Origin of the sequence: Anaerocolumna chitinilytica, from assembly GCF_014218355.1 — a bacterium.
Lineage (GTDB): Bacteria > Bacillota > Clostridia > Lachnospirales > Lachnospiraceae > Anaerocolumna > Anaerocolumna chitinilytica.
Window position 1 is genome coordinate 62237 of sequence record NZ_AP023368.1, and the last position, 15629, is coordinate 77865.

Below are 15629 nucleotides of genomic sequence, written 5' to 3' on the forward strand. Positions count from 1 at the left end.
TCTTACAAAACAATGAGGTGAGGAATATCGACTACAGATTCTTTTGCATACTTGCTCTTCTTGCAGTAGCTATAAGAGAAGATTTTAAGTCGTATAAGATACCTAATTACCTGGCAGTCATTGGCATCACAGTGAGTTTTGCTACCTATATGACAGAACATGGAACAGCAGGTATCCTATTTTGGTTTTTGGGAATTCTTTTCCCATTTCTTATTCTGTTTCCCCTATTTTTAATCAGAGCTGTTGGAGCTGGTGATATCAAATTATTTTGTGTTATCGGGGGGTTTTACGGAATAGCATTTGGTTTTCAGATAATTCTTTTATCATTTCTGACAGCGGCGTTTTTTTCTATTATTCTGATAATTCGAAAAGGTCAATTCCAAAAAAGATTATTTGTACTTAAGAACTATATAAGAAAGCTTTACCTGGCAAAGGAAATGCCCGAAAAAGAGCCTAACTGGTACCACTATTATGATAGAGAACTCGAGAAGAATGTGGACAATGGTGTTCTTCACTTTTCAGTTTCAATATTGGTGGGTTTTGTTATATCAGTTTTACTGGCAGTTTTTTTCCCCGGATTGCCTATAGTATCTCTCTTCTCAATTTAACGGGTGTAAATGTTAGGTTATATTTATGCCTGCAGCGCAGGCTTGCAGGCATCTGGAAAGGTATGGTTTCAAATGCATAAAACACTTGCAATCTATGACAGTGATGCTGAATATCTAAAACATCTGGCAGAGTATATTAAAGCGAAGGCCCCGGGGATATTTTACATCAAGCTGTTTACTAAGGAAGAAACGCTTCGGGAGTATCTGGAGGCGGAACCTACAGATATTCTTTTGATTGAGGAAGGAATATCCGGAATCGATGAGATAAAGGCTTATTGCCGGCAGCTGGTATTTCTTACACCGGCCTCGGAGTCAGAGGAGATTACTTCCCTACATAAGATTTATAAATATCAGCCGGGCGAGTCAATACTAAAGGAACTAAAAAAGCTATTACCCGAGGATGAAAAAAATATTGCTGTAAGTCATCTATCGGAAAAGAAAATAATAAGTGTGGTTTCATTATGTTCGGCAAGGTTATGTCAGGGTTTTTCCTTATCCCTATGGGATCAGCAATCCACTAATCAAAAAACTCTATTTACAACTCTTCAAGCCTACCCCCTTTTAAAAGAATTAACTGCACAAAAGGGTGAGAGCGGTTTATCTGAATTTCTTTATTATCTAAAACAAAAATCACCCGGATTATCAAAAAAAATAAAAGAATGCATACAGCAGCAAGGAAAATATGAATATATTAAGGTAGTATCCTTTGGTACGGATATCTTCGAGATAACGGAAGAGGATATTATCAATTGGCTGAACCTTTTATCACAGTTAGAGTATGATATATTTCTATTTGAAGTAGGCTTTCTTAATCAAGCTTCCATTCGGCTCTTGCAGGAGAGCAACGTAATCTATCTTGTTTCGGAAGAGGAAGATATTACAAAGAACCAAACAGAGAGTTTCTTGCAGCAGCTAAGCTTTGCAGGATATGAAGACATTGTTGAGAGAATCGTAAAAATTAAGGCAGATAAACAAAGCTCATGTATTTATGATGAGTACTTAATAAAGGGATTGATAGGCACAGCAGGGAGGGAAATTTGATAAAACAGGAAATTATTGATGAAGTCAGAAAAAAAGTCGATTTATCCCAAGAGATAGAAGATGGGGCGATTCTGGCGGCGGTTGATGAAATTCTGATTCGTAAAGCGAAGGAGGAATTCCTGTCTCTGAAGGAAAAGAATGAACTCAGAAAAGAAATATTTAATACAATTCGCAGACTGGATGTGCTTCAGGAACTCATAGAAGACCCTCAGATAACAGAAATCATGATTAACGGATACCGAACAATATTTGTAGAAAAGGCAGGAAGAATTTTACCTTGGAACAAACAGTTTGACTCTGAGAAAAAACTGGAGGATATTGTTCAGCAGATTGTTGCCAAAACAAACCGAATTGTAAATGAAGCCAGCCCGATAGTAGATACTAGATTGCAGGACGGCTCAAGAGTAAACATCGTGCTGCCGCCCATATCTCTGGAGGGCCCGGTGGTAACTATTCGAAGGTTTCCGGAAAAACCAATTACGATGGAGCTGTTAATTCAGATGGGCTCTATAACCGGGGAGGCGGCAGAGTTTCTAAGAAAACTTGTGTTAGCAGGCTATAATATTTTCATCAGTGGAGGGACGGGTTCCGGTAAGACCACCTTCTTAAATGTATTATCAAATTACATCCCTTCTGATGAAAGAGTAATTACCATTGAGGACTCCGCAGAACTACAGATTCGGAATATCCCTAATTTGGTGCGGCTGGAAGTAAGAAATGCCAATGTGGAGGGAAAGAATGAGGTAAGTATAAGACAACTTATTAAGACAAGTCTGCGTATGAGGCCCAATAGAATTATATTAGGAGAAGTTCGTGATGGTGCCGCACTTGACTTATTACAGGCAATGAACAGTGGTCATGATGGTTCTTTGTCCACCGGTCACGCCAATTCCACGGCTGATATGCTTAACAGATTAGAAACCTTGGTGTTAATGGGTGCAGATATTCCACTGCCTGCAGTAAGAAGACAGGTTGCTTCAGCAATTGATATCATGATACATCTTGGCAGGCTAAGGGATAAGTCCAGAAAAGTTCTTGAAATAACAGAGATTCTAGGCTTAAAAGAGGGAGAAATACAGTTAAATAAACTCTATAGCTTCGAAGAAAGCGGTGAGGATGGAAAAGGAAAAGTACTTGGATATCTAAAACCGACCGGAAGTTCTCTGGCAAACCGGGATAAGTTTAGCGCTGCGGGTTTGTGAGTAATAGCTTAGAATTATATTATATCTAGATGAATTAATATATCTCGTTTAAATCTAAAACTCCATACAGATAGTTTCTTCATGGCAAATAAATCCATGCTGTATCTTACGAAAGGAATTAAGTTGATAGATAACTATAATATATACCATTACAATAAGAATGAGTTGTCGGTTTTAATCATTCAGGGAATCTTTCTATGTATCCTTCTTGGGTATCTCTTCTATAACAATATTCTTGGAGTTCTTGTCCTTCTTCCGTTTACATTCCTATATGTAAAAAACAAAAAGACTTATTATGTTCTGAACAGAAAGTGGCAGCTGACCAAAGAGTTTAAGGATGGGCTTTCAAGCCTTATTGCTGCTTTAAATGCAGGATATTCTGTTGAGAATGCCATTTCCCAAGCAGCAAACGATTTAAAGCAGATGTATGAAAAGGAATCGTTGATAATTACTGAATTTGATACAATTGTCAGCAAACTGCAGATGAACCAAAACACAGAAGAAGTATTTCATGATTTTGGTGAGAGGAGTGATGTGGAGGATATCAAAAATTTTGCAGATGTTTTTAAAACGGCTAAAAGAACAGGCGGAGATATCATCCGCATAATGCGAAGCACGGAAAAAACCATAAACGATAAAATTGAGGTGGAGAGTGAAATACAGACATTGATTGCAGGGAAGCGTCTGGAAGTAAAGATTATGAATGGGATGCCATGTGGAATAATCTTATTCTTAAGAGTATCTTCGCCAGGCTTCTTAGACCCCCTATATGGAAATTTATCCGGTGTTCTTATTATGAGTGCAATACTTGCTGTTTATTATGGGATTACCAAAGCGACAGAGAAATTAACGGATATTCGTGTATAAGTTCATAAGAAAGGAATTTCAATGTTATTTTTCCTAAGTATAATAATACTATTTTTCTTCCTAATGTTTGCAGTAAGGAACTATGAAAAAGAATGGATTAGCTCACTTCCAAGAAAGGACCATCCCCTTGCTTTTATGTATGGAATATCGTTTTTCCTGATAGACAAAGGAGATAAGCTGGCAAGGAAAAGTAAGTTTCTTCATGTAAGTAACAAAAAGCTCTTTGTTAATCAGGATATCGCAGAAAAATTAAATGCCCTATCTGTAGGAGAAAGCTTAGAGCACGCTGTTCGTATACACAGAGGCAGAAAACTCGCCCTGGCACTTATCGTATTTCTGGCATTTGATTCAATGGCTTTTCTCGGCTGCGTCAATCAAAAAGAAGGGGGACTGATAGACGAAAAATATCTTCAAAGACCTTCCTGGAAATCGGATGATACAGTTTATAATCTAACGGCGTTGATAAAAGATGCAGCAGGAGAAATATTTCAGAAGGAGGTCAGGGTAAAGGTTTCCAAAGAAGAATTGACTCGGGACGAACAAAAGAAAGAACTTGAAAAAGGTATGGAGTTTTTAGATAAAAAATGTCTTAAGAACAACAAATCAGCAAATGCAATTAGTACCTCTTTATATTTTCCAAGCAAAATACCGGGTACCAGCATAAAAGTTACCTGGCAAAGCAGTAATACAACAATACTTGAAAATGACGGAACAGTACATAATGAAGAACTAAAAGAAAGTACCATTATAGAGGTTACTGCGAAGCTGACCCTACAAGGCAGCAGTATTGATTATACCAGAGCCTATGCAATACAGCCGAAAAGCTATACCAAAGAAGAAAGAGCATTTGATGAATTGGAGGATTCCCTTAAATTAAGGGATAAGACCAATAAAGATGAAAAACAGATGACACTGCCGGAGAAAATATCAGAATATACCGTTGGCTGGAAGGAAAAAAGAGATAATATCTCAGTTAAATTATTTATCTTTGGCCTGATAGCAGCGCTGTTGTGCATTCCTTTAACTAACAGGGAGGTATCTCAAAGAGCAGTAAAAAGAGAAAAGGAAATGCTGCTAGATTATCCGGGTATCATAAATAAGTTTTTGCTCCTTGTAAATGCAGGAATGTCTAGTTCCAATGCCTGGATAAAGATTGCGGAGGATTACCATAAAGTGAATGATGGTAAAGATAAAAGGTATGCCTTTGAAGAGATGGATTTTACTGCAAAAGAACTGAAGATGGGAGTGTCCGAAAATACGGCTTATGAGAATTTCGGCAGAAGAATGAAACTAATGCCGTATCTTAGATTCAGTGCTCTTCTTGCTCAGAATATCCAAAAAGGAACCCCCGATTTTATAAGTATACTGGAAGCAGAGACATTAAAAGCTTTTGAGGAAAGAAAAGAAGCAGCCAAAAAGGCAGGGGAAGAAGCCGGGACTAAACTACTAGTTCCAATGATGATTATGCTTGTATTAGTGATGGTAATTATACTAGTACCGGCACTCTCTGCTTTTCAATTATAATTAAGTATAAACAGGAGCAAAACGTGTAAGAGAAAAGAGAAAGTTTTCACTTAGTCTGATTATGTACGCGTGGGAACGCACGCAGATGGGAGCCTGAAATGAAAATATTAAAAGAATTTTTAGTAGAAGAAGACGGTGTAGGAGTAGTGGAGGTAGTATTAATACTTGTGGTGCTGATTGGACTGGTAATTATCTTTCGAGATGCCATAGTAGATGTGGTTGGGGGTGTAATTGATAAGATAAAAGCAGATGGAGGTACCTTTTACAATAATAATTAAGGGGTTAAGGTAAACCTTAGAATTAAGACAGGTCATTCTTAATAAAGCACATTGGCAATAGAGAGGAGGAATCATTTGAAGAAAAAGGAGAGAGGTATCATTACTGTGTTCTTAAGTGTCCTATTACTTGCTGTTCTGGCACTCATCCTTACTACATTAGAGGCTGTCAGGCTCAAAGGTGGTTATGTACAGGCTGACAGAGCTTTTAATACGGCAATAGACTCGGTTTTTGCCGGATATTATGCTCCTTTGTATGAAGAGTATCATATATTCGGACTGGATACCGGTTTCGGTTCAAAAGAAGCTAATTATAACACACTATCAGATACCATAAAAACCTATATGGAATACACCTTTTTACCTCGTAAAGGTATGGATAAACTCCCCATTACCCTTCCCTCCTCCTTTGAGCCTTTCGGAATTACTATAGATAAGATGAATATTACAAGTTCAGAGACCCTGATGGATAAGGGCGGAGAACTATTTACCGGTCAGGCCTGCGAATATATGAAGTATAAAGTTGCAGAGAATGGGATAAAGAATCTATTAGAAAGGCTTGATTTTATAGACAGAACACAAAAAACAGGTGAAATCTTAGAGAAAAAACAGGAAGCAGAAGAAACAGCAGCGGAACTTGAAGGAAAAGTACTGCTGCTTATGGAAGCCATAGATGGTTTTGAAATGAAGAAGCATGGAGTACAGACAGAGGGGGATATGGTTAAAATCAAAGATAGCTTTGTTAAGAAGCTGTGGACAAAAACGGTAGATAGAAATAGTCTTGGGATAGATAACGACTGGCTGTTTCAGTCAGTTAAAAGCAATTATATAAATCCTCTTACCAATATTGGTGAAGCGAAGAAACAATTAATGCGATTGGAAGGTTGTAAAATTAAGCTGGAAGCAGCACAGAAGGAACTTGTGGAATTATTGGCAGTTAATACCTCAAATTTTACAAGGAAGGAAAAGAAAGCACATAATGCCAGAATAGAAAAGGCCAGGCAGGCCTCAGAGAGTTACATAAAGGAAGAGCAAGAAATTATCGAGAGCCTTAATAGGGAAGGAGATTACCTGATTGGACTTATTAAAAAAGAAAAAGAGTCTATTTCAAAGGCTCTTAATGTACTTGATGAAATGCAGCCATTAAATGAAGAAGTGAAGAAAAAAGCAGAAAAATATATCGAAGCTTTGAACCAGTACAGGGAAGAAACCAAGGAAGAGGCAAGTAATATCCCTGGGGATCTTGATAATCCAGACATAAGTACAGGGGAAGGAATTCAGTTTAATTTTGATGAAATGAAAAAATGTCTTATCGAAAGTAAGACTGTCATCGAGAATTATCTGGCACAAAGTGACTTAACAATAACTTCAAGTTATGACTCTAAAGGACATATGTCCAAACTGGAAATGTATGAGAATTGTATAAATAACCTGGATTTTACACCTCTTAAGTTCAACTATACCGGCTGTATGAAGCCGAAAGACAGTACTAGTTTCTTTGAAGGGCTAAATAGAATCCTTGGCAAAGGACTTTTGGAATTGGTGGTAAAAGACACAGATGCAGTTTCTGAAAATGTGATTAATACCGCAGAGCTTCCCTCCGTCATTATGAATACAGCGATAGGAACAAGTGAAGGAAACGAACCTGCAAAAAAGTTCAGTCTTGATAATAAACGAGATGTTTATTTACCGGTTTTCTCATTTTTAAATGATAGTAAGGTGAAGGAGAATGGCTCAAAGCTGCTTGCCAATATCTTATACATGGAATACATAAAGGAGCATTTTGGAGATTACCTTAAGGGAGCCAAGAACGGTAAAAGAGTATTAAGTTATGAAAAAGAATATATTTTAGGCGATGAAGAAAAAGATGTTAACAACTTAAAGGAGGTAGTAAATAAAATCGTGCTGTTACGAAGCCTCACAGATACCATAACTCTTCTTGCAGATGCCAAAAGCAGAGAAGAAGCGCAGGTGATGGCTGCAGGCTTTGTTGGATTCACCGGTATGCCAGCCATTATTGAGGCTGTTAAATATATAATTCTAGTAACCTGGGGATTTAGTGAAGCTCTTGTGGATACGGCTGCTATTTTCTCCGGGAAAGGTGTACAAATAATCAAGCAGAAAAAAGACTTCTCTCTGGGGCTTACTGATATTTTCGGACTGACAAAGCAAAAGATTTTAGAAAAAGCTGGCTGTCTGAAAGGAGATACCGGTGAGCCTGGCTATGGAGGCTATGAAACCTATCTTGATATTTTTCTGCTCTTAGAGAATAAGGAGGATAAGATTTACCGCTCCATGGATATTATTCAAGAAAATCTAAGAGTAGGTTATGAAGAAGGATTCTCTATAAAAAATTGCCTGGCAGGATTTACGGCAGAGGGAGAGTTTAAAATGGAGAGCAGATATATCGATTTTCCGTTCATAACGAAGGATAAAGAACTGGTAGATGGGGTCTATCACTATCATATAAAAAAAGAATATGTATATTAACTAACTGTTATGAATTCCTTCATTTCATCAGCAGATGGTTATTTTAGAGTTATTGATATAGTAACAATCGATAAAGTGGACAAGGATATCCGTCAAAAATAAAAGCAATCTCTCTCCGGGAAGCATCATCCATATTAAGTACAACGAAAAGTGTCAAGAAACGAAAGTGTTCTAAAATTCAGTGATTGCGCTTATTTGTTGTACAAGGGCGGATATCCCTGTCCACTTTAGGGAAAGGAAAACATCCTATGAAAAAAGAAAAGAAGAAGCGTGACTGCAAAGGTTCCTTAACGGTAGAGTGTGCTTTGATATTTCCTTTGTTTCTGTATGCCATATTAGCGGTGATGTATTTCTTTCAGATCTACCATTTAGAGGATATACTGCAGCAGGCTATTACAAAGGAAGGTCTTATGATAGCAAAGTACGGGTATGTTTACCAGTATATCGCTGATTATGAGAGTGAGGATAAGGCCGGTGACAAGGACAAGGATGCCAATAAGGACACTAGCAATGATACCAGTAAGGACACCAGAAAGGACACCAGTGGATATAAGAAGAATGACAAGTATAGCAGTGAGGTTTCCGATAGCTTACAATCTGAAAAGGAGGCGGAAGAAAACGGAAGCAGTATATTTGATACAGCGAAGGAGCTGCTTATTACAAAAAACATAAATGCAGCCTTCTTCCAGCTTAAGCTTCGGGATTTTGTGGATGAGAGCTATATCAATAATTCTATTATAGTGGGGGGCATGGAGGGGATATCCACCTATTTTTCTGACTTTATGGAAGAGGATGACCATATTGATATTGTAATATCCTATTATGCAAAGCCACCTATAAAGCTCCCTGGCACAGGTAAGTTTTTTATGTTGCAGCGAGTTACCCTCAGAGGCTGGAGCGGGTATCATCCTGATACAGGAGAAGAGGGAGGTACAGCGGATACAGAATATGTATATATTACGGAAAACGGGGATGTATACCATTTGTGGGAAGATTGTACTTATCTGAAGATGTCAATAAAAGAAGCATTATTAGCAAATATAAAGAACCTTTCCAACATATCAGGCGGCAAGTATACTCCCTGTGAAATATGCGGCAGAAAACAAACAACAGGAACGGTTTATATTACCGATACCGGTGACCGATACCATACGGATCTTAACTGCAGTGCCTTAAAGAGAACGGTGATTAAAATTCCGCTTTCGGAGGCAGAAGGAAGAAGTTTGTGTCAAAGATGCCGTAAGAGACAGGGAAACTAGAGAGTTAGAGGCAGAAGTAGAGGCAGAAATAGAGGCAGGAGTAGGGGTAGAGAGTTAGTGACAGAAGTAGGGGTAGAGAGTTAGAGGCAGAAGCAGAGACAGAGATAGCGGTTAAAGCAGAAAGGAATTTAAGAATGAAGGTATTATCGGAAATTTTAATGAGTGTATGGCTTTTTGTATGCGGATGGCAGGATTTTAAAGAAAAGAAAATATCCATTGTTTTACTGGCTGCAGGCAGCATATTATTGATTAGTTTCTCAATAGCCGGAGGATTGCCGGCAATAAGCCGTCTGCTTGGAGTTGCAATTGGATTGGTATTATTAGTGTTAAGCAAGCTGCTAAAAGGGCAGATAGGACCTGGAGATGGTATTATAGTGTGCATTACTGGCTTTTGCCTGGGCTTTCATGATAATCTGAACCTGCTTTTCTATGGACTTACGATTTCTGCATTGCTTTCTTTGAGCCTTTTGTTGCTAAGAAAAGCCGGCGGGAAAGATTCAATACCCTTTGTCCCCTTTTTATTCCTATCATACCTCGGAGGAGTATTTTGGTTATGAGAAGGAAGCTAAAGGGCAGTTATACGCTGGAGGCTGCCATCCTCATTCCCTTGATTCTATATATTATCATAGCTCTTATTTATACCAGCTTTTTACTTCATGACAGGGGAGTAATTGAAGGAGCAGTTCATCTCCTGGTTCTTAACGGAGAGAGGGCTGCTTTTAAGAATATGGATACGGTAACGAGTGAAATAAATTATGACCATTACATAGAGGAGGGTATTTTTCATCTGTTAAATGACCGTGAAGATGAAGCTGCTTCTATGAAGAATTTACTTAAGAATAATCTTTCAAAAAAAGTTATATTAGCAGATATTTCTGATATTAATGTTGGAATCGGGAAGAAAGAAATTACTGTGAACGTTAATTATAAGTTTTCAATGCCAATAAGAGGAGTATGGGAATTCTTTCATAAGGGTGGAACACAATTTACTTACACGGAAAAGAAAGTCTTTGATAAAAACGAGGAGTTTATTCGTCTATTTCAAATAGGAATGGACATAGGGACGGAGCTGCCCGGAGCAGACAGCATCTTAAGCATGCTGCAAAAATCTATCGGTTGGCTGCAATAGAATAGTAAGAGGTGAAATCAATGGAAAAGGAATATATAAAAGACCTGAAGTGTAATTATCTGGTGCTAAAGGGTAAAAACAGTGAAAAGAGTTATAAAAACAAAATGTTGGAACAGTACACAATCCCAGGATTAGTAAGAACAGAAATCAGGTGTATCGATAATCTGGAGCTTTTTTATTATGATATTACGGATTTAAAGACCATTCATAGTATATGGCAAGAAAATACTCTTCATTTTGAAGAGGTTAAGACCCTTTTGGAAAGAATCTTCGAAATTATTGATAACAGTATGGAGTATTTTTTAGAACAGGATGATTTTATACTCAATACAGAATACATGTATGTGAAAGGAAAGCTTGAAAAGCTCCAGCTATGCTATTTTCCGGGTTTTGGCGAAAATATTGTGAGTCAGTTGGCAGCTTTTTTTGAGTATATAATGAATAAAGCCGATTACAAAGAAGAACCCTTGGTACTACTCATATATGCCCTTTATAAAGAGAGCAGAGAGAAGAATACGACCCTCTATAAACTGAAAGAAATATTAAAAACTTATAATCATCAGCAAATAAAGGTTAAAAAGATTGTTCCTTCTCAGGTAATAGGAAGCACAGAAAATAAAATACCAATTTCCAAAAATGAAAAGACCTTTCAGCAGGATACAGGAGTAAAAAAAGAAGAAACAGATAGGTCCGGAGAATATGAAAAACAAGAAGAAATAAGCTTCTACGAGCTTCAGACGTATATATTAGGAGGAGCAGCAGTTGCCGTTGGGATAGGGGCCCTACTAATACTTTATAAGGGAGGCATATTATCAAATGAGATGGGAGAGCCGGACTTTATCAAATTGCTGGCCGGATCAGCAGTGATGGTTAGCCTTGTAGGATATGTAATTACGAAATTATTTGATCCTAAATATAAAAGCACAAAAATGGTTACGAAAGTAATGTATGAAGACAGTAAAGAAAGATTAACAGATAAGAATTTATCGGAACAAGGAAAGAGTCCGGAAGAACAAATTTACGCAACTGTTAAAGGTACGATATTAAAAGACAATGAACTTACGAACCCGGATGAAGAGTGCGTGACCCAGATACTTGATGAAGAAGAGAAGACAGAAATTCTATATCGTCAGCCTGAACCTACTTATTGTCTGGTAGCCAAAGACAAAGAAAATCTTATTGATATACCTATTGATTGCTTTCCTTTCTATATCGGAAAGGATAAAAACCGTAATGGATTAGTATTAAAAGAGAATAGTGTAAGCAGGCTCCATGCAGTATTCACAATAAGAGACGGAGAGGTGTTTTTAACTGACCTTGGCTCTACCAATGGAACCCATGTAAATGGACAAAAGCTTCTTAAGAACCAACCGGTTCCCATAAATAATTCCGATGAATTGGCCTTTTCTAGGGTATTCTATTTGTTTAAAATGAAAGAATTTTAAATTAGTCAAAAGTGTAGAAAGCTTGTATAAGTCATGGATTAATAGTATAATCTACCATTATAAGACTGTTTAGACAGGTTTTAACTGTCATCAGACAGTCTCTCTTGGAGGATGTATGAAGAATTATATCATGGCTCTTGATCAGGGTACCACCAGTTCAAGATGTATTCTTTTTAACAAGCAGGGACAAATTGTAAGTAAAGCACAAAAAGAATTTTCTCAGATTTATCCGGTAGCAGGCTGGGTGGAGCAGGATCCGATGGAAATCTGGTCCTCCCAGATAAGCGTAGCGGCGGAAGCGATGGCTAAGCTTGGAGTTGGAGCAGAAGATATTGCTGCCATTGGTATTACAAATCAGAGAGAGACAACAATTCTTTGGAATAAGCATACAGGGGAACCGGTTTACAATGCCATTGTATGGCAATGCAGAAGAACTTCAGATATGGTGCAGGCAATGAAAGCAAGCGGATTGGACCAGGTGATAAGAACACGCACCGGGCTTATTCCGGATGCTTATTTTTCTGCGACCAAAATTAAGTGGATACTTGATAATGTAAAAGGGGCCAGAGAAGAAGCAAAGAACGGCAATATCTTATTTGGTACGGTTGATACCTGGCTTATGTGGAAATTAACAGGGGGAAAGGTATTTGCCACAGATTATACCAATGCATCCAGAACAATGCTTTATGATATCAATAAATTGGAATGGGATGATGAAATCCTTGAAGCACTTGATATTCCAAAGTCAATGCTACCGGAGGTAAAGCCTTCCAGTCATGTATTCGGATATACGGAAAAAGGACTCCTTGGTGGGAAAATACCTATTAGTGGAGTAGCCGGAGATCAGCAGGCAGCTCTTTTTGGTCAATGCTGTTTTGAAAAAGGTGAAGTAAAAAACACCTATGGTACAGGATGCTTCCTGTTAATGAATACAGGAAGTATGCCGATAGCTTCTAATAACGGACTGCTTACTACCATCGCTGCTTCAGAAAAAGGGAAGATTCAGTATGCCCTGGAAGGAAGTGTATTCGTAGCAGGGGCAGCCGTACAGTGGCTAAGAGATGAATTACAGATTATTCGTACGGCAGCAGAGACAGAAGAAGCGGCCATGGCGGTAACAGATACCAACGGTGTATATGTGGTTCCCGCGTTTTCAGGACTTGGCGCACCTTATTGGGATCAGTATGCCAGAGGAACCATTATCGGAATTACAAGAGGTTTTCATAAAAATCATTTAATCAGAGCAACGCTGGAGTCTATTGCCTATCAGACTTATGAGGTACTAAAGGCTATGGAGCAGGATGCGGGAACAGAGATAAAGAGCTTAAAGGCAGACGGAGGAGCCTCCTCTAATAATTTTCTGATGCAGTTTCAGGCAGACCTCCTTGGAATCGAGGTAGCAAGGCCATCCTGTGTGGAAACAACAGCCCTAGGAGCAGCTTATCTTGCAGGACTTGCAGCAGGGTTCTGGACGGATAAAGCAGAAATAAAGCAGCATGGAGAAGCCTCCAGGGTGTTTACACCTGATATGGAAGAGGAGGACAGAAAGAGCAAGCTTCATGGCTGGAGCAGAGCTGTAAGAAGGTCTTTTGCCTGGGAAGAAGAGTAGCGCTGTTAGACCTTTGAAAGGGCATGGTAGTGATTATGACAATAAATGATATCAAAGATTTTCTTTTGATAAGAAACTTTAAACCCATTGAATTAAATACAGAAAGGCTTACCCTCTACTTTCAGGATAGAGAGGAAGGGTATTATGCGCTTCTGATTTTGGATTGTCCAAGGGGAGATGAATTTACCAGTCTTCAATACAAAAATATCAAGAGGCAGATTTATGAGAAGCTGACAGCAAATTCAGGAAAGAGGGTGTTTCTGCACGCTATCATATTATCTGAGAATATCACCGGAGCTTCGATGATTTCAGAAAGGGAAGCTGAATCCTGGATAATCGAGACGAGCAGATCAAGACTGATATTATATGAGAACCAGCGCTATGACTTTGCCGGAATACGAAAGGAGCTGGAGGATTCTCTGTTAAAAGATTATATTCCGGAAGAAGAGGCTGGTACACCCATGTACTATGACCAGGAACCCAAGGGGAAAAATGCTGTTTCCAGATACTTTTCACTTGTGAACACCGGAATAGTGCTTCTTAATATTCTGGTTTTTATTGTTGTCAACAATTTAGTATCTGTAAGCACAGAGAACTATCTGATCAGCAAAGGAGCTCTTTCCTGGCGGGATATATTGGATAAAGGAGAGTATTACCGGCTGATTACCTATATGTTTTTGCATTCCGGGCCATCTCATATAATTAATAATATGATAGTGCTGTTATTTATCGGTGATAATCTGGAAAGAGCCATGGGAAAGTGGAAATATCTTCTTACTTATCTTGCATCAGGATTGATAGCCGGAGTAGTATCAGCAGCATTTAATTTTTTTAATTACAATGATATTATATCCATTGGCGCTTCCGGTGCTATCTTTGGTGTAGTTGGAGCCATGGCTTATATTGTTATTGTAAATAGAGGCAGGCTTGAGAACCTTAGCACCAGACAGCTGGTGTGGTTTGTAGTATTCAGCCTTTACGGAGGTCTGACAAGTACAGGAGTTGATAATGCAGCTCATATCGGTGGTCTTATAGGGGGATTCATACTTGCAGCAATGCTATATAGAAAGACAAACCGAGGATATAAAAAAGGGTGGGAAGAGTGAAAATACCTTTCACTCTCCTGATTATATAAGCATGCTTTAGCCTTGACAGGATACGAAAGAGCACGCAGACGGGAGAAAATATGAATATAAATATTTATTATGGCGGAAGAGGACTTATTGAGGATTCTACCATCTATGTAATTCACAAATTAACGGAAGTATTGGAAGAACTCAGAGTCAATGTTACCAGATATAATCTTTATGAAGAAAAGAATGGGATTGCTATGCTTCCAAAGACCTTAAAGGAGGCGGACGGAGTTATTCTGGCCGTGAATGTGGAATGGCTTGGAATCGGTGGTTTTATGCAGCAGTTTTTGGATTCCTGCTGGCTCTATGCAGACAAAGAGCAGCTTGAAAAGCTCTATATGCTCCCGGTGGTTATTGCTACAGCAGGAGGAGAAAGGGAAGCGGAAGGTTATCTTGTACGAGCCTGGGAGGTGTTAGGAGGTGTTGCGCTGGATGGCATTCGGGCCTATGTGGAGGACCATATAGAATTCGAAACGAATAAGACCTATAGTCTTATGATAGAAAAATATGCGGAACAGCTTTATAAGGCAGTGAATCAGAAGACAAAAATGCTCCCGGGAAGCAATTTTCACATGAACAGACAGTTATTAAAGGGCAGCTTTAATAACCTGACTCCCCAGGAAAATGAACAGCTTTCTGTATATGTATCCGATGATACCTATGTAAAGAAGCAAAAAGAAGACATAGAAGAACTGGCGCAGATATTTAAAGGAATGTTAAGCAACAAAGAGGAGGATAATGAAGATATTCTTCCGAAGCTGGTGGAGCATTACCACAGTATAAAAGACACAGATGCAGTTTATGAAATTGCATTTACGGATTCTGATAAGATACTAACTACAGAAATGAAGAATGGAAAATTAAATTGTTTTTATGGTAAAGGTACCAATAATGTGGATGTAGAGGTCAAGCTGCCTTCTGCGGTTATGAAGAAAGTAATTGCAGGGAATACTACAATGCAGATGGCCTTTATGTCAGGAGAACTTACTGCAAAAGGAAACTTCAGTCTGCTGCGGATTTTCGATCAGGCATTCCCTTTTAAATAAA

General features: G+C 38.5%; 14 protein-coding genes. All 14 read left to right on the forward strand.

What is annotated here, in order from left to right; translation table 11 throughout:
• Window positions 1-17 precede the first annotated feature (17 nt).
• The 14 genes from bsdcttw_RS00270 (at window position 18) to bsdcttw_RS00335 (ending at window position 15628) form a co-directional block, all read left to right on the forward strand.
• Window positions 18-608: an A24 family peptidase gene (locus bsdcttw_RS00270; protein ID WP_185257476.1), complete on the forward strand. Its 591-nt coding sequence runs from the start codon at window positions 18-20 to the stop codon at window positions 606-608.
• A gap of 9 nt (window positions 609-617) precedes the next feature.
• A complete protein-coding gene (locus tag bsdcttw_RS00275) occupies window positions 618-1649 on the forward strand; it encodes a P-loop NTPase family protein (protein WP_185257477.1) in 1032 nt (343 codons plus the stop codon).
• Window positions 1646-2851 (forward strand): CpaF family protein, encoded by a 1206-nt coding sequence (locus bsdcttw_RS00280; protein ID WP_330602340.1) that lies wholly within the window; start codon window positions 1646-1648, stop codon window positions 2849-2851. The genes bsdcttw_RS00275 and bsdcttw_RS00280 overlap by 4 nt, the downstream gene beginning before the upstream one ends.
• An 81-nt stretch (window positions 2852-2932) precedes the next feature.
• Window positions 2933-3718: a type II secretion system F family protein gene (locus bsdcttw_RS00285; RefSeq protein ID WP_185257478.1), complete on the forward strand. Its 786-nt coding sequence runs from the start codon at window positions 2933-2935 to the stop codon at window positions 3716-3718.
• A gap of 21 nt (window positions 3719-3739) precedes the next feature.
• A complete protein-coding gene (locus bsdcttw_RS00290; RefSeq protein WP_207726469.1) occupies window positions 3740-5242 on the forward strand; it encodes a type II secretion system F family protein in 1503 nt (500 codons plus the stop codon).
• Window positions 5243-5340: 98 nt separating this feature from the next.
• On the forward strand, window positions 5341-5520 hold the full coding sequence (locus bsdcttw_RS00295; protein ID WP_185257480.1) for a Flp1 family type IVb pilin: 180 nt from the start codon (window positions 5341-5343) through the stop codon (window positions 5518-5520).
• Window positions 5521-5595: 75 nt separating this feature from the next.
• A complete protein-coding gene (locus tag bsdcttw_RS00300) occupies window positions 5596-8007 on the forward strand; it encodes a DUF5702 domain-containing protein (RefSeq protein WP_185257481.1) in 2412 nt (803 codons plus the stop codon).
• Between the two features lie 248 nt (window positions 8008-8255).
• Complete coding sequence (locus tag bsdcttw_RS00305) at window positions 8256-9266, forward strand: TadE/TadG family type IV pilus assembly protein (RefSeq protein WP_185257482.1); 1011 nt, start codon at window positions 8256-8258, stop codon at window positions 9264-9266.
• 134 nt (window positions 9267-9400) lie between these two features.
• On the forward strand, window positions 9401-9823 hold the full coding sequence (locus bsdcttw_RS00310; protein WP_185257483.1) for a prepilin peptidase: 423 nt from the start codon (window positions 9401-9403) through the stop codon (window positions 9821-9823).
• Window positions 9820-10395 (forward strand): pilus assembly protein, encoded by a 576-nt coding sequence (locus bsdcttw_RS00315; protein ID WP_185257484.1) that lies wholly within the window; start codon window positions 9820-9822, stop codon window positions 10393-10395. The genes bsdcttw_RS00310 and bsdcttw_RS00315 overlap by 4 nt, the downstream gene beginning before the upstream one ends.
• Before the next feature lie 20 nt (window positions 10396-10415).
• The gene (locus tag bsdcttw_RS00320; protein ID WP_185257485.1) at window positions 10416-11840 is read left to right on the forward strand and encodes a DUF6382 domain-containing protein; all 1425 of its coding nucleotides are present in this window, start codon (window positions 10416-10418) and stop codon (window positions 11838-11840) included.
• A gap of 115 nt (window positions 11841-11955) precedes the next feature.
• Window positions 11956-13449 carry a glycerol kinase GlpK gene (gene glpK / locus bsdcttw_RS00325; RefSeq protein ID WP_185257486.1) on the forward strand — a complete coding sequence of 498 codons (1494 nt, stop codon included), beginning with the start codon at window positions 11956-11958 and terminating at the stop codon, window positions 13447-13449.
• 35 nt (window positions 13450-13484) lie between these two features.
• Window positions 13485-14555, forward strand: coding sequence for a rhomboid family intramembrane serine protease (locus tag bsdcttw_RS24960; RefSeq protein ID WP_225903751.1), 1071 nt, complete (start codon window positions 13485-13487; stop codon window positions 14553-14555).
• A gap of 80 nt (window positions 14556-14635) precedes the next feature.
• Window positions 14636-15628, forward strand: coding sequence for an SCP2 sterol-binding domain-containing protein (locus bsdcttw_RS00335; protein WP_185257487.1), 993 nt, complete (start codon window positions 14636-14638; stop codon window positions 15626-15628).
• Window position 15629 lies beyond the last annotated feature (1 nt).